19 protein-coding genes are annotated in these 21,551 nt (G+C 68.5%); 10 read left to right on the forward strand and 9 right to left on the reverse strand.

The window, feature by feature from the left end:
- Window positions 1-27 precede the first annotated feature (27 nt).
- Window positions 28-1,992 carry a chromosomal replication initiator protein DnaA gene (gene dnaA / locus ACF07S_RS14940; RefSeq protein WP_391974327.1) on the reverse strand — a complete coding sequence of 655 codons (1,965 nt, stop codon included), beginning with the start codon at window positions 1,990-1,992 and terminating at the stop codon, window positions 28-30.
- Window positions 1,993-2,367: 375 nt separating this feature from the next.
- Between dnaA and rpmH the strand changes: the two genes are divergently transcribed.
- The 9 genes from rpmH (at window position 2,368) to ACF07S_RS14985 (ending at window position 9,344) form a co-directional block, all read left to right on the forward strand.
- Window positions 2,368-2,505: a 50S ribosomal protein L34 gene (gene rpmH, locus ACF07S_RS14945; RefSeq protein ID WP_003956500.1), complete on the forward strand. Its 138-nt coding sequence runs from the start codon at window positions 2,368-2,370 to the stop codon at window positions 2,503-2,505.
- 21 nt (window positions 2,506-2,526) lie between these two features.
- A complete protein-coding gene (gene rnpA, locus ACF07S_RS14950; protein ID WP_391962635.1) occupies window positions 2,527-2,898 on the forward strand; it encodes a ribonuclease P protein component in 372 nt (123 codons plus the stop codon).
- Window positions 2,895-3,269 carry a membrane protein insertion efficiency factor YidD gene (gene yidD, locus ACF07S_RS14955; RefSeq protein WP_391962634.1) on the forward strand — a complete coding sequence of 125 codons (375 nt, stop codon included), beginning with the start codon at window positions 2,895-2,897 and terminating at the stop codon, window positions 3,267-3,269. The genes rnpA and yidD overlap by 4 nt, the downstream gene beginning before the upstream one ends.
- Before the next feature lie 3 nt (window positions 3,270-3,272).
- Window positions 3,273-4,544, forward strand: a complete 1,272-nt coding sequence (gene yidC, locus ACF07S_RS14960) for a membrane protein insertase YidC (RefSeq protein ID WP_391962633.1) — start codon at window positions 3,273-3,275, stop codon at window positions 4,542-4,544.
- A 15-nt stretch (window positions 4,545-4,559) separates the two neighbouring features.
- Window positions 4,560-5,072 carry a protein jag gene (locus tag ACF07S_RS14965; RefSeq protein WP_391962632.1) on the forward strand — a complete coding sequence of 171 codons (513 nt, stop codon included), beginning with the start codon at window positions 4,560-4,562 and terminating at the stop codon, window positions 5,070-5,072.
- 119 nt (window positions 5,073-5,191) lie between these two features.
- Complete coding sequence (gene rsmG, locus ACF07S_RS14970) at window positions 5,192-5,911, forward strand: 16S rRNA (guanine(527)-N(7))-methyltransferase RsmG (protein WP_391962631.1); 720 nt, start codon at window positions 5,192-5,194, stop codon at window positions 5,909-5,911.
- Window positions 5,912-6,246: 335 nt separating this feature from the next.
- Window positions 6,247-7,323, forward strand: coding sequence for a ParA family protein (locus ACF07S_RS14975; protein WP_391963042.1), 1,077 nt, complete (start codon window positions 6,247-6,249; stop codon window positions 7,321-7,323).
- Window positions 7,320-8,420 carry a ParB/RepB/Spo0J family partition protein gene (locus tag ACF07S_RS14980; protein ID WP_391962630.1) on the forward strand — a complete coding sequence of 367 codons (1,101 nt, stop codon included), beginning with the start codon at window positions 7,320-7,322 and terminating at the stop codon, window positions 8,418-8,420. The genes ACF07S_RS14975 and ACF07S_RS14980 overlap by 4 nt, the downstream gene beginning before the upstream one ends.
- Window positions 8,421-8,726: 306 nt before the next feature.
- Window positions 8,727-9,344 (forward strand): GNAT family N-acetyltransferase, encoded by a 618-nt coding sequence (locus ACF07S_RS14985; protein ID WP_391962629.1) that lies wholly within the window; start codon window positions 8,727-8,729, stop codon window positions 9,342-9,344.
- 84 nt (window positions 9,345-9,428) lie between these two features.
- Here ACF07S_RS14985 and trxA read toward each other — a convergent pair whose 3' ends face one another.
- The 7 genes from trxA to ACF07S_RS15020 all read right to left on the reverse strand — a co-directional run bounded on the left by trxA (window position 9,429) and on the right by ACF07S_RS15020 (window position 19,243).
- Window positions 9,429-9,761: a thioredoxin gene (trxA, locus tag ACF07S_RS14990; RefSeq protein WP_030847066.1), complete on the reverse strand. Its 333-nt coding sequence runs from the start codon at window positions 9,759-9,761 to the stop codon at window positions 9,429-9,431.
- 44 nt (window positions 9,762-9,805) lie between these two features.
- Entirely contained in the window at window positions 9,806-10,774 is a 969-nt protein-coding gene (gene trxB, locus ACF07S_RS14995) for a thioredoxin-disulfide reductase (RefSeq protein ID WP_391962628.1), read from the reverse strand.
- A 193-nt stretch (window positions 10,775-10,967) separates the two neighbouring features.
- Entirely contained in the window at window positions 10,968-11,876 is a 909-nt protein-coding gene (locus ACF07S_RS15000; RefSeq protein WP_391974328.1) for an anti-sigma factor family protein, read from the reverse strand.
- Entirely contained in the window at window positions 11,873-12,598 is a 726-nt protein-coding gene (gene sigM / locus ACF07S_RS15005) for an RNA polymerase sigma factor SigM (RefSeq protein ID WP_391962626.1), read from the reverse strand. Before sigM ends, ACF07S_RS15000 begins: the two co-directional genes overlap by 4 nt.
- A gap of 28 nt (window positions 12,599-12,626) precedes the next feature.
- Window positions 12,627-14,324, reverse strand: coding sequence for a protein kinase family protein (locus tag ACF07S_RS15010; RefSeq protein WP_391962625.1), 1,698 nt, complete (start codon window positions 14,322-14,324; stop codon window positions 12,627-12,629).
- A gap of 141 nt (window positions 14,325-14,465) precedes the next feature.
- Complete coding sequence (gene murJ / locus ACF07S_RS15015; protein ID WP_391962624.1) at window positions 14,466-16,814, reverse strand: murein biosynthesis integral membrane protein MurJ; 2,349 nt, start codon at window positions 16,812-16,814, stop codon at window positions 14,466-14,468.
- 41 nt (window positions 16,815-16,855) lie between these two features.
- Window positions 16,856-19,243 carry a DUF6049 family protein gene (locus tag ACF07S_RS15020; protein ID WP_391974329.1) on the reverse strand — a complete coding sequence of 796 codons (2,388 nt, stop codon included), beginning with the start codon at window positions 19,241-19,243 and terminating at the stop codon, window positions 16,856-16,858.
- Window positions 19,244-19,440: 197 nt separating this feature from the next.
- Here ACF07S_RS15020 and ACF07S_RS15025 point away from each other — a divergent pair, with 197 nt between their 5' ends.
- Window positions 19,441-20,907, forward strand: a complete 1,467-nt coding sequence (locus ACF07S_RS15025) for a CCA tRNA nucleotidyltransferase (RefSeq protein ID WP_391962622.1) — start codon at window positions 19,441-19,443, stop codon at window positions 20,905-20,907.
- Between the two features lie 108 nt (window positions 20,908-21,015).
- Here ACF07S_RS15025 and ACF07S_RS15030 read toward each other — a convergent pair whose 3' ends face one another.
- Window positions 21,016-21,519, reverse strand: a complete 504-nt coding sequence (locus ACF07S_RS15030) for a hypothetical protein (RefSeq protein ID WP_391974330.1) — start codon at window positions 21,517-21,519, stop codon at window positions 21,016-21,018.
- Window positions 21,520-21,551 lie beyond the last annotated feature (32 nt).

The raw sequence follows: 21,551 nt of genomic DNA on the forward strand, positions 1-21,551 counted from the left end.
CCTCGCCCCAGCGCGGCCTGTGGGCCCTCAGCCCGCCTTGATGCGGTTGGTGAGCTCGGTGACCTGGTTGTAGATGGAACGCCGCTCGGCCATCAGATTGCGGATCTTCCGGTCCGCGTGCATCACCGTCGTGTGGTCGCGCCCGCCGAACAGCGCGCCGATCTTCGGCAGCGACAGATCCGTCAGCTCCCGGCACAGGTACATGGCGATCTGCCGCGCCGTCACCAGCGCGCGCCCTCGTGAGGTGCCGCACAGGTCCTCGACCGTGAGCCCGAAGTAGTCGGCCGTCGCGCTCATGATCGCCGTGGAGGTGATCTCGGGGGCGGAGTCGTCGCCCCCGGGCATCAGATCCTTCAGGACGATCTCCGTCAGCCCCAGGTCCACCGGCTGCCGGTTGAGCGAGGCGAACGCCGTCACCCGGATCAGCGCCCCCTCCAGCTCACGGATGTTGCGCGAGATCCGGGAGGCGATGAACTCCAGTACCTCCGGCGGGGCGTTGAGCTGCTCCTGCACCGCCTTCTTGCGCAGGATGGCGATGCGCGTCTCCAGCTCCGGCGGCTGGACGTCGGTGATCAGGCCCCACTCGAAACGGTTCCGCAGCCGGTCCTCCAGCGTGACCAGCTGCTTGGGCGGCCGGTCGCTGGAAAGCACGATCTGCTTGTTGGCGTTGTGGAGCGTGTTGAACGTGTGGAAGAACTCCTCCTGCGTCGACTCCTTGTCCGCCAGGAACTGGATGTCGTCGACGAGCAGGATGTCCATCTCGCGGTAGCGCTTGCGGAAGCTGTCGCCCTTGCCGTCGCGGATGGAGTTGATGAACTCGTTGGTGAACTCCTCGGAACTGACGTACCGCACGCGGGTGCCCGGGTAGAGGCTTCGCGCGTAGTGTCCGATCGCGTGCAGCAGGTGCGTCTTGCCGAGCCCGGACTCCCCGTAGATGAACAGGGGGTTGTACGCCTTCGCCGGCGCCTCGGCGACGGCGACCGCGGCCGCGTGCGCGAAGCGGTTGGACGCGCCGATGACGAACGTGTCGAAGAGGTACTTCGGGTTCAGCCGCGCGGTCGGTTCACCGGGGCCGGTGGCCGGCGCGGGCTGCGCGGCCAGCGGGCCGGGCGCTCCGGTGGTGGGCAGATTGGGGCCCACGGGGCCGCCGCGGTGGACGTGCCCCGAACCGGGGGGTGGTTCGGGCAGCTCGCGGCGCCTGGCGTCCCGCTGGTCGTACTCGCCCCGTGGTGAGTCGTAGTCGGAGCGCTGCTGGTCGTAGGACGGCCGCTCCATCGGCTGCGAGCGGTAGTCCTGCGAGGGTGCGCCGCCGTAGCCGTCCTGGACACCGTAGGAGTCCTGGCCGCCGTAGGTGTCCTGCGGGCCGTAGGCGTCCTGCGACGGTGAGGCGTACGGGTTCCGCTCCGGGAAGCCGAGGCGCTGCTGCTGCCAGCCGTACTCCTCCTGCGTCGGCCGCGGCCAGGCGCCGGGCTCCGGGCGCTGGTACTCGGACGGGTAGGCGGGACGGGCGGTGGGGAGCTGGTCGCCGGCCGGGCCGGACTGCTGTTCTGCCCGGCGGCGGCCGTAGCCGTCGTACCCGTCGTACGTCTCGCGCTCCGGCCGATCCCGGTGGTCGGAGCGGTCGGAGCGGTCGGAGCGGTCCTGGCGGATGGCCGGGAGCTCCGGCTCCTCGTAGCGCGGCTGGGGCCGGGGCGGCGGCGGGGCCGCGGGCTCGCCGGCGGTGTCGTCGACGGTGATCGCGATCCGGATCGGCCGGCCGCACTCGCGGCTCAGGGTCTCGCTGACGACGGGGGCCAGCCGGCCCTCGATCACACCCTTCGCGAACTCGTTCGGCACGGCGAGGAGGGCGGTGTCGGCGACCAGCGCCAGCGGCTGGCAGCGTCGGATCCAGTGCTCGTCCTTGCCCTCGACCCCCTGTCCGCGGCCCTCGCCGAGCAGTTGCTCCAGTACGCGTGGCCACACTGCGGCAAGATCGGCAGGTACGTCAGCCACAGGGCACGCTCTCTCACAGGTCCCCCGATCGTGTGATGCGAGGGACGGGTCGGGATGTAAATCGGGTGGTCGAGGGTCAAGGGAACGAATCGAAGTCCAGTCACGGTAGTCAGGGCGGCCGGTACGGTTCAAGTTGTTGTCCCCAGGCTGTGGACAAGTGTCTCCCGGCGACCGCTGGTTTGACCGAATGGCGCAGCCGCGCGTACCGTAACCAGGTCGAGTTGTCGATGGCTGCTGCCGCCTGCCTCCGATGGGCACAGATCGCGCAAGGTGATCGGTCAGCGGTGCACTGCGGCGTAACGCGAGCTACTCGTGGGCGCACGGTGACAGCCAGGACGGCACCCCGCAAACACCGATTTCTTCTGGAGCCCCCGAGTGAGCAAGCGCACCTTCCAGCCGAACAACCGTCGTCGCGCCAAGACCCACGGCTTCCGGCTGCGTATGCGTACCCGTGCCGGCCGCGCGATTCTCGCGTCTCGCCGTAGCAAGGGTCGCGCCCGTCTGTCCGCCTGATCCCGGTCAGGTCATGACGTCGTGCTGCCCACCGAGAACCGGCTGAGGCGGCGCGAGGACTTCGCGACCGCGGTTCGACGAGGGCGCCGGGCCGGGCGCCGGCATCTCGTCGTCCACCTACGTAGCGGTGCCACGAACCCGCATGCGCCTGGGGAGAGCGCTCCCCTGTCGCGTGCGGGTTTCGTCGTGAGCAAGGCCGTGGGAGGCGCGGTGGTGCGCAACAAGGTGAAGCGCAGGCTTCGCCATCTGATGCGCGAGCGAGTCGACCAGTTGCCCCCCGGTAGCCTGGTAGTCGTACGAGCGCTGCCCGGAGCGGGCGACGCCGACCATGCACAGCTGGCCCAAGACCTGGACGCCGCCCTGCGGCGGCTGCTGGGAGGGGGCGCGCGATGAAGTACCCGCTGCTGGCTCTGATCAAGCTGTATCAGTGGACGATCAGTCCACTGCTGGGGCCGGTGTGCAAGTACTACCCATCGTGCTCCCACTACGGCTACACGGCCATCGACCGGCACGGTGCCGTCAAGGGCACAGCACTCACGGCCTGGCGCATCCTGCGGTGCAATCCGTGGTCGCTGGGCGGTGTGGACCATGTCCCGCCGCGTAAGCGTCCCCGGTGGCACGAAATGCTGCGTAACGCCTGGCGTGCACGCGAGGGCGGGACCTCCGCCGCCGCACCGGCCACCGAAGGACAGACTTCCCCCGCAAGTCCGACGAGTCCTTCGAGCCCGGCCGCAGAGACCTCGTCCCATGCCCAAGGAGCATGATTAGTGGACACGATTGCCAGCCTCTTCAGCTTCATCACGACACCTGTCTCCTGGGTCATCGTCCAGTTCCACAGCGTGTACGGCGCTCTCTTCGGCCCTGACACGGGATGGGCCTGGGGCCTGTCCATCGTGTCCCTGGTGATTCTGATCCGCATCTGCCTGATCCCGCTCTTCGTGAAGCAGATCAAGGCGACACGCGCGATGCAGACGCTCCAGCCGGAGATGAAGAAGATCCAGGAGCGCTACAAGAACGACCGGCAGCGCCAGTCCGAAGAGATGATGAAGCTGTACAAGGAGACGGGTACCAACCCGCTGTCCTCGTGCCTTCCCATCCTGGCGCAGTCGCCGTTCTTCTTCGCCCTCTACCACGTGCTCAACAGCATCGCGTCGAACGACACCGTCGGCGTGATCAACGAGCGTCTGCTGGAGAGTGCGCAGAAGGCGCACATCTTCGGTGCCCCGCTCGCGGCGAAGTTCACGGACAGCTCGGACAAGGTCGAGGCCCTCAACTCCTCCCTGGTCGACGTCCGTGTGGTCACGGCGATCATGATCGTCCTGATGTCGCTGTCGCAGTTCTACACGCAGCGCCAGCTGATGACGAAGAACGTCGACACCACGGTGAAGACGCCGTTCATGCAGCAGCAGAAGATGCTGATGTACGTCTTCCCCGTCATCTTCGCGGTCTTCGGCATCAACTTCCCGGTCGGTGTCCTCGTCTACTGGCTGACCACCAACGTGTGGACCATGGGCCAGCAGATGTACGTGATCCACAACAACCCCACGCCGGGTTCCAAGGCCCAGGCCGCCTACCTCGAGCGCCTCTCCAAGCACGTCACCCGCCACGGCAAGACCCGCAACCGTCGTGAGCGCGCCATCGTGAAGGCGATCGTCGCCAAGGGCCGCGACCGCAACGAGTACGAGCGCAAGTTCATCAACGGCCTGAGCAAGGCCGGGCTCGCGGCCCAGACCGACGGCATGGTGATCAAGAGCGAGAGCACCGTCGTGGAGGCCGAGGACGGTACGCCGACCACGACCGGGGCGGTCCCCAAGCGGCAGCAGCCGAAGCGGCAGAGCAAGTCCCAGCGCCAGTCCGGCACGGCAAAGGCGGCTGGAGAGGCCACCTCGCTGATCAAGTCGGACGAGCCTCAGGACGACACCAAGCCCGCCGTCGCTGCCAGGAAGGGCAACGCCAAGCCCGCCGGCAGCACCCGCAGCAAGGCCCAGTCCGGACAGCGCAAGGGCCCGCAGCGGCCCAAGTCCCCGTCCAAGAAGTAAGAAGGAGTCCATCCCGTGACGGAAGGCACCACCGCCGCCGCTGCCGAGGGCACAGACACCCTGTCCCGCCTGGAGCAGGAGGGCGAGATCGCGGCGGACTACCTGGAGGGTCTGCTCGACATCGCCGACCTCGACGGTGACATCGACATGGACGTCGAGGCGGACCGCGCCTCTGTCTCTATCATCAGCGACACGGACAGCCGCGACCTGCAGAAGCTGGTCGGTCGAGACGGTGAGGTGCTGGAGGCGCTCCAGGAGCTCACGAGGCTGGCCGTGCACCGGGAGACCGGGGACCGCAGCCGTCTCATGCTCGACATCGCCGGGTACCGGGCCAAGAAGCGGACCGAGCTGTCCGAGCTGGGCGCCAAGGCCGCCGCCGAGGCCAAGAGCAGCGGCGTGTCCGTGAAGCTCGACCCGATGACCCCGTTCGAGCGCAAGGTCGTGCACGACGCGGTCAAGGCCGCCGGCCTGCGCAGCGAGTCCGAGGGCGAGGAGCCGCAGCGCTTCGTCGTCGTGCTTCCCGCCTGATCGGCGCTACGTTCCACCGGCCCCGTCTGTTGCGCAGACGGGGCCGAACTTTTTCAGCCTGATGTTTCTGGTTCTGGTGCCGGCACCCCGTGTCGGCACGGTACGGAAGGACGGTCCCCGTGACGGAGGCAGCGGAACTTCCCCCCGCGCCCGAGCAGGCGCGCGAGGTATTCGGTGATCGCTTCGCGGACGCGGTTCGGTACGCGGAACTGCTCGCCGAAGCGGGTGTGCAGCGCGGCCTGATCGGTCCGCGTGAGGTGCCCCGCCTGTGGGAGCGGCATCTGCTGAATTGCGCGGTGCTCTCGGAGGTAGTGCCGGAGGGCGTGACGGTGTGCGATGTCGGTTCAGGGGCCGGCCTGCCGGGCATTCCCCTGGCGTTGGTCCGGGAGGACCTCAAGATCACACTGCTGGAGCCGTTGCTGCGGCGCACCAACTTCCTGACCGAGGTCGTGGAGCTGCTCGGCCTGGACCATGTGACGGTCGTCCGTGGCCGGGCCGAAGAGGTCATGGGGCAGCTGCCTCCGGTGCACGTGGTGACGGCACGCGCCGTGGCACCACTTGATCGCCTCGCCACCTGGGGCATCCCTCTGCTGCGGCCGTACGGGGAGATGCTTGCGCTCAAGGGCGACGCTGCCGAGGAGGAGCTGAAGAGCGCGGCTACGGCGTTGAGCAAGCTCGGTGCCGTGGCGACGTCGATCGTGCATGTGGGTGAGGGCGTCGTGGACCCGACGTCCACGGTCGTGCGCGTCGAGGTCGGGGAGAGCCCGGGAGGCGTGCGGTTCGCGGCGAAGCGTGCCAAGGCCGCGCGTACGGGGCGGGCTCGGCGTCGGCGCGGATAGCGAGCCGGTCTGCTTTCGACAGTGCGCCGCCCCGGCCCGTTTCGAGAAGCGGACGTACTCCACACAAGCTGCCAAACCTCCCATTCCGGAGTGTCGCGGCAGTACCGCCTCGGTAGCTGTGCATCGTGTTTCACGTGAAACGTCGCTCACTGCTGCACGGCATCATCAGTCGGGGCCGCGCCGCGGCCGAACCCCGTGACCGGAAGCCTCTCGGTTCACTCAGAGAGGACCCCGTTCCCGACGAGACACCGGCCTCCCCAAGTGGCATGGAGTTGTCCACAGAGGTGGATTTCTCCACAGAACGTCAGGCCTCACTGGTTCGCGACCCCGAAGGCATGGGAGGCTCTGTTCATTGCGAGCCTGAAGTCGAGGAGAGTGAATCCTTGCGGTCCGACGCCAACATCGCGGGACCGATGACCGATCCGGTCCCCGGTCCCCGTACCGAATCGACGGAGGCGGATGTTTCACGTGAAACACCGCCTCCGATGGACGACACTCCCATCGGTCGTGCTGCCCAATTGGCGGTGGAAGCTCTGGGCCGTGCCGGGGAGGGCCTGCCGCGGCCCGGGCGGACCCGTGTCATGGTGGTCGCCAACCAGAAGGGCGGCGTCGGTAAGACGACGACCACCGTCAATCTTGCCGCGTCGCTCGCTCTGCACGGTGCTCGCGTCCTGGTGATCGATCTTGACCCCCAGGGCAATGCGTCCACAGCCCTGGGTATCGACCACCATGCCGACGTTCCCTCCATCTACGACGTCTTGGTGGAGAGCAAGCCGCTTGCGGGGGTCGTTCAGCCGGTCCCCGATGTCGAGGGACTCTTCTGCGCACCCGCCACGATCGACCTCGCCGGTGCGGAGATCGAGCTCGTGTCCCTGGTGGCGCGCGAAAGTCGGCTGCAGCGGGCGATTCAGGCGTACGAGCAGCCCCTGGATTACATCCTCATCGACTGCCCGCCTTCGCTCGGCCTGCTGACGGTCAACGCCTTGGTGGCGGGCCAGGAGGTCCTGATCCCGATCCAGTGCGAGTACTACGCGCTGGAAGGGCTGGGACAGCTACTGCGCAACGTCGACTTGGTCCGGGGACACCTCAACCCCACCCTGCATGTGTCGACGATCCTGCTCACCATGTACGACGGCCGGACGCGCCTCGCGTCACAGGTCGCGGACGAGGTGCGCACCCACTTCGGCGGCGAGGTACTGCGGACGAGCATCCCCCGCTCCGTCCGTATCTCGGAGGCGCCGAGTTATGGGCAGACGGTGCTGACTTACGATCCTGGATCGAGTGGTGCCCTCTCCTATCTTGAGGCGGCACGAGAGATCGCGCTCAGGGGTGTCGGCGTCAGCTATGACGCCTCACAGGCGCACATCGGCGCACAGCAGAATGATCCGAACATGGTGGAGGGCGTGCAGTGAGCGATCGACGGAGAGGGCTGGGCCGTGGCCTCGGCGCACTGATCCCTGTTGCCCCGACGGAGAAAACAGCGCCGCCGGCCGCGATGGGGGGCACGGCTTCCACATCTCCCGCTGCGGTTCCGGTACTGCCGAACGAGCGCGGGGTGCCTGCTGCGAGGGCGGCCACGCTGTCGGCTGTTTCACGTGAAACAGAGGAGTCCTCGCTCATCGGTAGTGCGGCCATGCCCGCGCCACCCGTGGGGGCTCACTTCGCCGAGATTCCTCTCGGCGCCATCACGCCGAACCCCCGGCAGCCGCGTGAGGTGTTCGATGAGGACGCGCTGTCCGAGCTCATCACCTCCATCAAGGAGGTCGGTCTCCTCCAGCCGGTCGTCGTACGGCAGGTGGGGCCCGGGCGCTATGAGCTCATCATGGGCGAGCGCCGGTGGCGGGCCTGCCATGAGGCGGGGCTGGAGGCCATTCCGGCGATCGTGCGGGCCACGGACGACGAGAAGCTTCTTCTGGACGCTCTGCTGGAGAACCTGCACCGTGCCCAGCTGAATCCGTTGGAAGAGGCCGCTGCCTATGACCAGTTGCTGAAGGACTTCAACTGCACGCACGACCAGCTGGCGGACCGCATCGGCCGGTCCCGTCCGCAGGTGTCCAATACGCTGCGTCTGCTGAAGCTTTCGCCGACCGTCCAGCGCCGGCTCGCCGCCGGTGTGCTGTCCGCCGGCCATGCCCGCGCACTGCTGTCCGTCGAGGACTCCGAAGAGCAGGACCGGCTGGCCCACCGGATCGTGGCCGAGGGGCTGTCGGTACGGGCTGTCGAGGAGATCGTGACCCTGATGGGCTCACGGCCCCAGAAGGCTCAGCGCTCCAAAGGTCCGCGAGCAGGTGCTCTTGTCTCCCCGGCGTTGACGGATCTCGCGACGCGTCTTTCGGACCGCTTCGAGACGCGAGTGAAGGTCGATCTGGGGCAGAAGAAGGGCAAGATCACCGTCGAGTTCGCCTCGATGGAGGACCTCGAGCGCATTCTCGGCACGCTTGCGCCGGGTGAGGGCCCCGTCATGCAGAAGGGGCTGCTGGACGACGACTCCGTGGAGACCGAGTCCTGAACCGTCGGCTGATGAGCCGGACAGGGCGGGCCATATCCGGTGTGCACCGGAACACGGTCCGCCCTTTGCTTTCTGCCGGTATCGAGGGAATCGCTTCATGGATACGATGCGATCGGATACGGCGCAGCCACCCGGCGCTACCTCTGAGAGCAAGGCAGGGGCCATGCGAATGACGAGTCGCACCGGACTGGTGAGCGCGGGGTTGGGGGTGGGCGCCGTCAGCGGCTTCATCGGCAGCCTGCTCAAGGAACGGAGCAATCTGACAGCCGCCCGTGAAGCAGCGGGCGAAGGAAGGGAGGAACAGCCTTGGGCCGTAGGCTCGTACCGCTCACGCTGGACAACCTTCAGGATCTCCCCCAGCGCTGTCACTCGTGCGTCTTCTGGGAGCTCGACCCGGTCAGCGGTGAGGCAGCGGTAAAGGCGGGCACTGCCGCGCTCGAGAAGGAGTCGTGGATCTCAGCCGTTCTCCTGGACTGGGGATCCTGCGGCAGGGTCGTCTACGTCGACGACGTCCCCGTGGGCTTCGTCCTCTACGCTCCGCCCGCCTACGTGCCACGTTCCACGGCGTTTCCCACCAGCCCCGTGTCGCCTGACGCGGTGCAGCTGATGACCGCGTTCATCGTGTCGGGATACCAGGGACAAGGCCTGGGCCGGGTGATGGTGCAGACGGTGGCGAAGGATCTGCTGCGCCGGGGCTTCAAAGCGATCGAAGCCTTCGGCGATGCCCGGTGGAAGGAACCGGCCTGTGTACTGCCTGCTGACCATCTACTGGCCGTGGGATTCAAGACAGTCCGCCAGCACCCCGCCTACCCGCGGCTGCGACTTGAGCTGAGGACGACACTCTCCTGGAAGGAAGATGTCGAGATGGCGCTGGACCGACTGCTCGGAGCGGTACAGAAAGAGCCGGCGCTGCGTCCCCTCTGACCTGCCGCATACGAATGGGCCAGCCCTGGCGGGCTGGCCCATTCGTGTTTCACGTGAAACATCCGCCGACGAGGCGGTCAGTCGTCACTCGGCGATGAACTCCTCGAGGTCGCGAACGATCGCGGCCTTCGGCTTCGCGCCGACGATGGTCTTGGCGACCTCGCCACCCTGGTAGACGTTCAGGGTCGGGATGGACATGACGCCGTACTTGGCGGCCGTTCCCGGGTTCTCGTCGATGTTCAGCTTGACGATCTCGATCTTGTCCCCGTACTCCGAGGCGATTGCCTCGAGGGACGGAGCGATCTGACGGCACGGACCGCACCAGGCGGCCCAGAAGTCCACCAGGACGGGCTTGTCGCTCTTGAGGACGTCCTGCTCGAAGGAATCGTCGGTCACATTCTTCAGGGTGCCGGCCACGAAGGGCTCCTTAACTGGTCGGTGCGTGGAGCGGATGGTAGGGATCAGACTGCGGTCTTCTCGGGCTCGGCCTTCTCCCCGTCGGCGAGGGCCGCGAGGAAGCGCTCGGCGTCGAGGGCGGCGGAACAACCCGTACCAGCGGCGGTGATCGCCTGGCGGTAGGTGTGGTCGACGACATCACCGGCACCGAAGACCCCGGTGATGTTCGTGCGCGTCGAGGGGGCGTCGACCTGCAGGTAGCCCTCTTCGTCCAGCTCGAGCTGGCCCTTGAAGAGCTCGGTGCGCGGGTCGTGGCCGATCGCGATGAACAGACCGGTCACCGCCAGATCCGAAAGCTCGCCGGTCTTGACGTTGCGCAGCTTCAACCCGGAGAGCTTCTGCTCACCCTGGACCTCGGCGACCTCGCTGTCCCAGACGAACGAGATCTTCGGATCGGCGAAGGCACGCTCCTGCATCGCCTTGGAGGCGCGCAAGGTGTCACGGCGGTGGACGATCGTCACGGACTTGGCGAAGCGCGAGAGGAAGGTGGCCTCCTCCATCGCGGTGTCGCCACCGCCGATCACGGCGATGTCCTGGTCCTTGAAGAAGAAGCCGTCACAGGTGGCACACCACGAGACACCGCGGCCCGAGAGGGCGTCCTCGTTCGGGAGACCGAGCTTGCGGTGCTGCGAGCCGGTGGTGATGATGACGGCTTTCGCCTTGTGCACCGTGCCGGCGGTGTCCGTGACGGTCTTGATCTCACCGGTCAGGTCGACGGAGACCACGTCGTCCGGAACGAGCTCGGCACCGAAGCGCTCGGCCTGGGCGCGCATATTGTCCATGAGCTCGGGACCCATGATGCCGTCCTGGAAGCCGGGGAAGTTCTCCACCTCGGTGGTGTTCATCAGGGCACCGCCGGCGGTGACAGCGCCTTCGAACACCAGGGGCTTCAGCGACGCACGGGCGGTGTAAAGAGCCGCCGTGTAGCCGGCCGGCCCCGAGCCGATGATGATCACGTTACGGACATCGCTCACGGCTTGATTCCTTGTCTCTGGTCTGCGTCGGTCGACCGGTGAGATTCCCTTTCGGGACTCTCACCCCACCCAACGGATCCTAAGGGTCGCGCATTCCCGCCGTGTCCGGGCACACGAAGACGGGGCCTGGCGGGCAGGAAGCCGTCCCGCACCGTGCGGGATGACGCGCAGCACGCGGACGGAGCGCCGGGCGTCAGGAGCGCGGATAGGAGTGCTTCAGCAACACCTTCGCCGAGGCGCCCGAGGACGGGTTGTCCACGCAGGACGCCTCGACGACGTACGCGGTCACACGGGTGTCGTCGGAGGCGTCGGGAAGCACGACGAGCAGTGCTTCCTTCCCCTTGTACGTGCCCTCTTCGGTGGCGAGGGCGGCGTCGTTGCGGCCGATGCCGTCGCTGACACAACCGGGAACCGTGGGCTGCTTGAAGACCTTGGGATCGGCGGTGCGTGACTCCGACCCCATCTCCAAAGTGTGGGGAGTGCCGGAGACAGGGCTCTTCTGCTGGCTCCGCGCGAGGAGAGCGGTGACCTGCTTCTCCAGTTTCCCCTCGGAGAAGGTGTCTGCGGCGGTGGTCTGCCGGTCCTCATCCGGCCCCTTGCCGTCGTTCACGGACGACAGCACGACAGAGCCGAGTCCGAGCGCGACGACGGTGAAGACGGTTCCCAGGACAGCCATCCTTCGGCGTCCTCCCCGCACACGGGGCTTCCGGCCCGGCCCGGTCGTGGAGGAACGGGGACTGCCGGTGGGCCGGTCCGAAGGCATCGCTGTTTCACGTGAAACATGCACCGGCTCGTCATCGACGGGCCCGGAGGACGAGCCGAAAGCCTCCTCGGCGTCCGGTGCCGTGGCCTGGAGCAGGGCTTCGGCGGCGAGGGCCGCGTCGATGCGACCGGCCACCTCGGCGGGCATGCGGGGCGGACCCGGCATGGTGCCGAGCAGGCCCCTGATCTCTTCCAGCGAGGCGTGGACGTCCGCGCAGAGCTCGCACTCGTCGAGATGCCGGCGTACTCCAGTGGCGCGGGCCGGAGGAAGGAGACCTTCGGTGAGGTCGGAGATCTCCGTGACGTCCGGGTGCTCCGCCTTGCCTGCCGTCGACGTCACGCTCGCCCACCTCCGCCCTTCGCTGTCGCTGGGTCGCTCGGTCCTGCGCCCTGCGGATCCGCCGGACGTGGTTCTGCTGTGGGTGGGACGGATGCCCTGTGCGTCCGGTTCCGCGCCGCCCCCTGTTTCTTGCCTTCTCCGGTGCCGTCCGGCTTCAGATGCGTGAGCAGGGGAAGAAGCCTGGCTCTCCCCCGAGCGCACCGGCTCTTCACCGTGCCGGTGGGCACGTCGAGGATGCGGGCTGCTTCTGCGACCGGGTAGCCCTGCATGTCCACGAGGACGAGTGCCGCCCGCTGATCGGCAGGGAGGGTGGCCATGGCCTCGATGAGCTGGCGGTGCAGATCATTGCGCTCGGCCGGGGCCGACGCGGACTCGTGCGGCTCCAGCAGCTGCTCCAGGCGTTCCGTGTCGTCGACCGGAGAGGTCTTCCGGGAGGCCGCCTTGCGGGCCCGGTCCAGACAGGCGTTCACCGTGATCCGGTGCAGCCACGTGGTGACGGCCGACTGGCCCCGGAAGGTATGGGCGGCCCGGTAGGCGGAGACGAGAGCGTCCTGGACGGCGTCAGCGGCTTCCTCTCGGTCGCCCAGCGTCCGCAGTGCCACGGCCCAGAGCCGGTCGCGGTGCCGGAGTACGAGCTCACCGAAGGCCTCCGGGTCGCCCTCGACATGGCGGGCGAGCAGGTCCTGGTCACTCACTCCGTCATATGCGGCGCCTTCCGCCATCGGATCCCCTCCCTCGAGGCAGGCGGCCTCAGCTGGTCACCTTGATGTCCGCGACCCTGCCGCGCCACTTGCCGTCGTCTGCCTGCACCGGCAGCTCGGTCAGCCAGACCAACAGGTAGCGGGAATCCAGTTCCTCGGGCTTGAGGGTGACGCTGCTGCCGGACCCTTCGGCCACCTTGGTGTAGGCGTCGAAGGACGTCGGTTGCGTCCCGGTGTCACCGGAAGCGGCGCGGAGCTCGACCGATGTGGCACCCACGAAGCCAAGGGTGACCGTCCCTACCTGCTGGCTCTTGCCGAGGTCGAGAACGACACCCACGCCCTGCTTCAACCGGCCGAAGTCGGCACTCTCGTAATAGTTCGTCTGCCAGTACGTGCCCGGGACGCCGTCGTACACCTTGTCCACGTCTTCCGGGTTCTCGGATCCGTCGGAGCCGAACGGATCGAAGTCACGCGCACCGGTGATGGCGATGGGCTTGCCGCTCACCGGCTTCTTCGAGCCCTTGTCGTCCCCGTCCGTGGTCCGGGTGTTGTTCGTGTCGTCGGACTTGCCGCCCTGCTCCATGAGGGCGTCGGCGAGCTGCCAGCTGCCCAGACCGAGCGCGGCGATCAGCAGTGCCGAGACGGCCCACTTCAGGGCCTTGCCCGTGCGGCTCTGCAGCGGGGGCGGTGGAACCGGTGCGGGCTGGGCGAACCCGGGATGCGCCGCGGGCCGACCGTAGGTGCCCTGCTGGTACGTGGTGCGCTGATAGTCGGGCGGGGTGGTGAACGCGGGCTCCGGCGGACGGATGCGAGGCATCTCGGCGATAGCCTTCACCAGCTCTTCCGGCGTGGTGCAGGCGGACTCGTGCCGGGAGGCGGTGGCCCCGTCGTTGGCGAGCGCCCGCATGGCCAGCTCGGACAGGCCGCGGTGGACCCCCGCCCGTACCTGGTCGGGCGGGATCAGCCCGATGTCCTTGGGCAGGCCGGACAGACCGTAGGCGTCGCTCTCGTACGGCCAGCGCTGGGTGAGCGCGGCGTAGAGGAGGGCACCGATGGACTCGGTGTCGGTGCGCTGCGGGGTGTGGGAACTGATGCCCCGCAGCGCCGCGTTCACGGCGAGGCCGCGGATACGCCACTGGCCGGTCGAGGTACGCAGTACGGCATTGGGATTCAGGCGCAGATGGGCCAGGCCCTCGCGATGGGCGGCGGCCATGGCGGAGGAGATCTGACTGACCATCTGGTAGGCGTCGTACACCTGCAGTGGCCCGGCAGCCAGGAGCGTGGTCAGCTCGGTGGCGTCGGGGAGCCATTCGTGCACCACATAGACGACGTCGTTTTCCTCGACGGCGTCCAGGACCTGGACGAAGCGCGGGTCGCCCAGCAGGGCGGAGGAGCGGGCCGAGGCGAGAACGGACCGGGCGCGTGAGTGATCCGCCGGCAGGATGTGGACGCCGACGGCACGGCGGAGCTTCTCGTCCACGGCGCGCCAACTGCTGAATCCGTCCAGGCGGGTGACGCACTCCTCCAGGCGGTAACGCCTGGCGAGCTTGTGGCCGCTGTGCAGTTCGTGCGGCGAGGTCTTCCCGGAGCCTTCGGCCCCGGTGCTCTCCTGTGCCTCGTCGCTGTCCGTGTCCCGCTCCCGCTTCTTGGCCACACCGTCGGCCGTGGACTGGTCCGCCTGTGCGGTCAGCGACTGCTCGCCGCTGTTGTCTGCCACGTCGACGGCAGCTGTGCTCCGTTCCGCCACCGTCGTTCCCTGCCTCCCCATCCCATGCGCGTCGGCCGGCGTCCGTCGCGCGCCGTCCGACGCCGGAACCAATTGTGCCCACAGTCCGTCGCTCTGCACGACACATGGTCGCCGACGATGGTTGTGCGCCTACCCCCGGCCTCAGCGTCCAAGGCGTCCGCGGACCATGCCGACCAGGGAGTTGACCTCCTCGATGCGCATTCGGCGGGCGGCCACGAAGAAGATGCCGAACAGAACGATTCCGCCCGCCAGCAGTGCCGCGAACGATCCCGCGACGCCCTGGCCGAGCGTCTGCACGACCCCGTAGCAGGCCGCCCCGCTGAGCAGTGCGGCCGGCACGGAGGCGATGCACAGTCGCGCGTAGGTCCGCAGCACCCGGGCGCCGTCCAGGTCCCCGCCCAGCCGCTTGCGCAGTCGGCGCCAGGCGACGCCGACGCCGATCGCGTAGGCCAGTCCGTACGAGGCGGCCATGCCCACCACGGCCCAGCGGGCCGGAAGCACGAAGAAGCACACGGCCGAGGCGATCGCGTTGCCGGCGGCCACGATGACCGTGTTGTAGAAGGGCGTTCGGGTGTCCTCGTACGCGTAGAAGGCCCGCAGGACCACATACTGCACGGAGTAGGGGATCAGGCCGAGGCCGAAGGCCATCAGCATGTAGCCCATGTTGGTGGCCGCTCCGGTACCCGAGGAGCCGAAGATCAGCGTGCACATCGGGATGCCGAGCGAGACGAAACCGAAGGCGATCGGCACGATCGCGACCGCCGTGGTGCGCAGGCCCTGGGAGATGTCGTCCCGGACCGCGCCGCCGTCGTCCTCGGCCGCCGAGCGCGAGATACGGGGCAGGAGGGCGGCCATCAGGGAGACGGTGATGATCGCCTGGGGCAGGCCCCAGATGAGCTGGGCGTTGGAGTAGGCGCTGAAGCCCGTGCCGGAGATCTCGGTGCCCTTGACCGACGCGGTCGCCAACTGGGTGACCACCAGGGCGCCCGCCTGGTTGGCGAGGACGAAGAGGATCGTCCACTTGGCGAGCATGGCGGCCTTGCCGAGACCGTGGCCCTTCCAGTCGAAGCGCAGGCGGATGCGGAACCCGGTTTCGCGGAGGTAGGGGATCATCGCCAGGGCCTGGACCACCAGGCCGAGGAGGATGCCCACGCCGAGCAGCCGCTCGCCCTCCGGCGGGATGTTCTCGACGGTCATCCCGGAGTCGGCCGCGGTGCCGTAGACCCAGATGAACGTGCCGAGCGTGACGATGATGACGATGTTGTTCAGGACCGGGGTCCACATCATCGCCCCGAACCGGCCGCGGGCGTTGAGGATCTGACCCATCACCACGTGCACGCCCATGAAGAAGATCGAGGGCAGGAAGAAGCGGGTGAAGGTCACCGCGACGTCGTTGGCCGCGGGGTCGGTGGCGACCGAGACCGACAGCGCGCGCACCAGGAGGGGGGCGGCCAGCCACGCGAGGGCGGTGAGTGCGGCCAGGGCCACCATCACCAGCGTCAGCAGACGGTTGGCGTAGGCCTCGCCCCCGTCATCGTCGTCCTTCATCGACCGCACGAGCTGGGGCACGAAGACCGAGTTGAGACCACCGCCGACGGTCAGGATGTAGATCATCGTCGGCAGCTGGTAGGCGATCTGGAACGACTCGCCCAGCAGAGCGAGGCCCAGGGCGGAGACGATCATCGCGGACCGGACGAACCCGGTGAGGCGGGAGACCATGGTGCCGGCCGCCATCACGGCGCTCGACTTCAGCAGTCCCCCGGCACGGCCGCCCTTCTTCGGAGCGGGGACGGGAGCCGGTTCGGGCGCGGGTGGTTCGGCGGCGAGCGGTGGCGTGGCCCCCGCGTAGTGGCCGGGCGTCGGGGACGGGCCGGGGACCTGCGCGACTCCGTGGGGCTGCTGTCCGCCCACCGGCTGCGGGCCCGGGTATCCGGCTCCGGGCCGGTCGGGGTATCCGCCGCCCTGCTGGTGGCCGGGGTACCCGCCGCCCTGCTGCTGGTCCGGGAAGGCACCGCTCTGCTGTTGATCACGGAAGAGGTGGGCGAAGGCGTCCGGCTCGTGGTGCTGGTCCCCCGCCTGGCCGACCAGGTCGTCCACGCCCACGAACTGTGTCGTACGGGGATCGTCGCCGTACGGCAGGTACTGCGACGGACCGTCCGGTTCCGGCGCGGGCGTCGGGGCCCACACCCGCGGGTCGGGAGCGTACGGCGACTGGGGCGGCTGCCCGTACAGCGGCTGCTGCGCGGAGTACGTGCCAGGAGGCGGCGGCGGGTGGGCGGCGCGGTCGTAGAGCGCCTCGGCGACCGGGTCCTGGGCGGCGAGGTCCTGCGCCCGGTAGGGATCCTGGTCGTAGACGTCCTGGAGGTACGGATCGGCGGGTGGCTGCGGCACCTGGTCGTGCCCGGGCGGCGGACCCTGCGGGGGGTCCGACTCGGGATGGCCCGAGTTGCCCGCGGCATGGCCGCGGTCACCGTCGTACGGCGCGTTCATGGTTACCCCACCTCATCGTCCCGGGCCCACGGCCACGACATTCAACGGTCCACTCTCTCACCCGTGCCGGACGGGCCGGCACCTTCCGGTGCGGTGTCCGGCGCCGGGTCACTCGGCTGCTCCGGGTCGTCCGGGCGCGGGCCCGTCCCGGGCTGCTCGGTGAGACGTTCCCCGGGAGCCTCCGGGTTCTGCGGGCCGTCGATGTCCTCGCCCGCCTCGTGATCCTGCTCCTCCGCCTCGCGGGCCGCGGCACGCTTGCGCTGGGTGTACATCCGGAAACCGGCGAGGACGAGAAGCAGCACGCCACCGCCGATGACCAGCATCACCGTGGCGGTGATCTCGGTGACCCTCACGTCGAACGTGACGGCCTCCCCGTACTTCTGGCCGTCCTGCGTGTACAGCTGGGCGACCACCGTCGCCCGGCCGTTGGCGTTCGCGGACGTGGTGAACTTCACCGACTGGCTGTGGCCGCCGGAGACCGCGACGGGCTGCTCCTCGTAGGCGTCCCCCCCGATCTCGAGACGGGTCGGGTTGGTCGAGCTGAGCCGCAGCACAAGGTGGTCCACGGCCTGCACCAGGTTGTTCTGGACCGTCACGGGGATCGTGGCGCTGCGGCCGGAGAGTTTCGTCTCCGACTTGTCGATCAGCCTCACCTGGCTGATGAGCGTGTCGAGGTAGGCCTCGACGCCACTCCGGTAGATCGCCGCCTCGGACTGCCGCCCCCGCCACGACACGGACATCCCGCGGTTCAGGGCGCGCCCGAACGGGGTCACCACCCGGGACTGGTCGGAGAGGATCACCTCGAACTTGTCGAGCTTGGCCTGCGTCCTCGCGATCTGTTCGAACGTCGACCGCGGGAGTTCGCGCTTGCGCAGCGAGGAGGGGTACGAGGAGGCCGACGGGACCTTGGTGGTGGCGGCGGGGTCCGGCTTGGCCTTGGCGGCCGACGTGAGGTCCTGCGGCTCGGACCAGGATCCGTCCTGCAGGATCTGCAGCGCCTCGGCCATGGTCCGGGCCTGGCTCGCGGTCGGCGTGCGCTGCGGTGCGACGACGACGCTGCGCTGCTGACTCGTCTGCAGTCCGAGGGTCAGGCTCTGGGCCAGGAACCGCTGCGCCGCGAGCGTGGCGGAGGAGGCCTTGGTCATGTCGCCCTGGAACGCCGTGGACAGCCGCGCGTCGGCGACGACCGCGGTGGTGCCGCCGCCGATGGGGCGGGGCGCGGAGGGCGTGTAGGACAGGCCGTCGCTCTCCTCGAAGGTGTCGCTGCGGGCGATGACCTTGTCGGCACCGGCGGATGTGGCGACCTTCACGATGGAGGGGTCGACGGCGCCGTCCACGGGCCAGGCGAAGTCGGTGGTGGACTTCACGTGGAGGATCGGGTCCACCGTGCGGGAGGCGACGTCGGTGGCTTCCTTGAGGTGGCTCAGCGAGCCGGTGACGGAGGTGCCGCTGTGGGCGAGGGAGGCCAGGTCGGGGTCGCCGAACGGCAGCGCGACGACCTCCTTGTCCGCCACCGCGTTCTGCACCTCGGTGAGCCAGCGCTTGGCGACCGACTGGTGGCCGCCGACGATGGTGTCGTCCCCCGTGCCGGGGATCTCGTAGCGGTCGGTCATCGCCTCGACGGACGCCAGCAGGTCCGGGTCGATCACCCAGGTGACGTCGAGATCCCGGCCCAGGGCGACCATCCGGTCCAGCCGGCCCCCCGGGGAGATCTCCTTGGCGAGCTCGTCGTCGTGGAAGACCGGCGTCTGCTGCTCGTCCGAACCCGTCTCCGCCGTCATGTGGACCGTGGAGACCAGCGGCCAGAGGAAGGTCGTCTTCGTCCTGGTGTCGGCTTCCTCGGGTTGCCACGGAAGGAATGTCCGCTGGACGCCGAGGGTCTGCTCCCACGGCTGCGCGGAGGTCTGTCCGGCGAGTGAGACGGCCAGCTGATAGACGCCGTCCTTGCCGAGGTCCAGCTCGTCGACCGGTACCGAGAGGGTGAAGGGACGCGAGACGCCCGGAGTGAGTTCAGGGACCTCCTCGGCGTACTTGTCGCCGACCTCCGTGCCGAGGGGATTCCGGACGTCGTCGCTGTTCCTGGCGACGGTGTCGATCCCCGAGCGGGTGTCCAGCAGCGGCCCGACGCGCAGGTCCACGTGTGCGTCGGTGACGATCTGCTTGCCCTTGTTGGTCACCGTTCCGGACACGGTGACGGTGTCGCCCTCGCCGGGGGCGCCGGGGGTGAGGGAGTTCACCGAGACGGAGACCGGACCCGCTCCGGAGACGGCCTGGGAGGCGCCCGGGGCGGCGGCGTTCGCGGGGGACGCGGCCGGCAGCTGCATGAGCCCGGCCAGCAGCGGCGCTCCGGTGAGCAGGGCTCCGGTGCGCCGCAGCCAGCGGCGGGCAGGTGAGGGATGGGTCCCCTGGAAGTCTGCCGCCTCGGCCACGCGCTCGCCCGTCCCTCGTCATCGTCAGTGGTCGTCGGAATGTGCGTCCACGCATGGTAACGATGTGCGCTGGGGGGAAGTGCCGCGGACCGGTGCACAAGATCGGTGGACGTGGTCCTTGTCCGTGTATCGACGGGGGTGTCCGCGCGCGTCATGGGGGAGCTCCCGGCCGTTCGGGCCACGTACCCTCTTCTGTTGTGCCGAACGCCAACGAAGACACCAGTGCCCTGAGCCAGGTGCAGGACCGTGCAGTGAGCGAACTGCTGCGGGTCGCCCCTGTCGCCGACGACCTCGCCCGCCGCTTCCAGGAGGCGGGGTTCTCACTCGCCCTGGTCGGCGGCTCGGTACGCGACGCGCTGCTCGGCCGTCTCGGCAACGACCTGGACTTCACGACCGACGCCCGCCCGCAGGACGTACTGAAGATCGTGCGTCCCTGGGCGGACGCCGTCTGGGAGGTCGGGATCGCCTTCGGCACGGTCGGTGTGCAGAAGGACGCCCGCGTCGGAGACGTGGAACGAAGCTTCCAGATCGAGGTGACCACGTACCGGTCGGAAGCGTACGACCGCACCTCGCGCAAGCCGGAGGTGTCCTACGGCGACTCCATCGAGGAGGATCTGCTCCGCCGTGACTTCACGGTGAACGCGATGGCCGTCGCGCTCCCGGAGAAGCGGTTCGTCGACCCGCACGGCGGTCTGCAGGATCTCGCGGCGCGGGTGCTGCGTACGCCGGGTACCCCCGAGGCCTCCTTCTCGGACGACCCGCTGCGGATGATGCGGGCCGCCCGGTTCGCCGCCCAGCTCGATTTCGAGGTGGCCTCCGATGTGATCACGGCGATGAGGGAAATGGCCGGGCGCGTCGAGATCGTCTCCGCCGAGCGGGTACGGGACGAGCTGAACAAGCTGATCCTGTCCTCACACCCCCGTAAGGGGCTGTCGTTGCTCGTGGACACCGGTATCGCCGAACACGTCCTGCCCGAGCTGCCGGCCCTGCATCTGGAGAGGGACGAGCACCACCGCCACAAGGACGTCTACGAGCACACGCTGATCGTCCTGGAGCAGGCGATGGCTCTGGAGGAGGGCGGGCCCGACCTGACCCTTCGCCTGGCGGCCTTGCTGCACGACATCGGCAAACCGCGTACACGCCGCTTCGAGAAGGACGGCCGCGTCTCGTTCCACCACCACGAAGTGGTCGGGGCGAAGATGACGAAGAAGCGGATGACGGCGCTCAAGTACTCCAATGAGCTGGTGAAGGACGTCTCACGCCTCGTCGAACTTCATCTGCGTTTCCACGGCTACGGCATGGGAGAGTGGACGGATTCCGCCGTCCGCCGCTACGTCCGTGACGCCGGACCGCTGCTCGGCCGACTCCACAAGTTGACCCGCTCGGACTGCACCACGCGCAACCGGCGCAAGGCCGCCGCGCTCTCGCGTGCGTACGACGGCCTGGAGGAGCGCATCACCCAGCTTCAGGAGCAGGAGGAGCTGGATGCCATCCGTCCGGACCTCGACGGCAACCAGATCATGGAGATCCTCGGCGTCCAGCCGGGCCCGGCAGTGGGCCAGGCCTACAAGCACATGCTGGAGCTTCGGCTGGAGAACGGTCCGATGGAGCACGACGCGGCGGTGGCGGCGCTCAAGCAGTGGTGGACCGTGCAACAGGGCTGACAACGTGAGGCGGGGCCATGTTTCACGTGAAACATGGCCCCGCCTCACGGACGGAAGGGGTGGTGTTTCACGTGAAACACCACCCCTCGGGTGTCTGAGACGTCCGCCTTACTTGTCCTTCAGGCAGAGCAGGAAGTCCTTGCCGTCACCGCTCTCGGTGTACGTGTACTGGAAGTCCTTGGCCTCGGCCTCGCACTTGCTCGACGCCAGAGTCTCGGTGAGGAACGATCCCTCGATCTTGGCCAGCACCTCGTATTCGGCCTTCGCGTTGGCGCAGTCGACGACCTCGAGGTCCGGGTTGTTGTCGTCCGTGCTGCCACGGTGCATGCAGTCACCGGCCGAGGCGGTGTTCGCGTCGTCCCGGCTGGAGATGTAGCCGCCGATGGCCACACCGGCGACGATCAGAACGATGACGATGTTCTTGATCGTCTTGAAGCTGAGCTTGCGGCCCTGCTGCGGGGGGACCGGAGCGCCCGGCGGGGGGAAACCGGGCTGGCCGACCTGCTGCGGGAACCCACCCTGGGGCGGGTACGGAGCCTGGCCCTGGGGCTGGCCGTAGGGCTGCTGCTGGCCCTGTGCGAACGGATTGCCCTGGGGCGGCGGAGTGGTCACTTGGGGGTCCCCCTAGAACATAGGTACGTGAC

The organism is Streptomyces sp. NPDC016640 (assembly GCF_043076215.1).
Classification (GTDB): Bacteria; Actinomycetota; Actinomycetes; order Streptomycetales; family Streptomycetaceae; genus Streptomyces.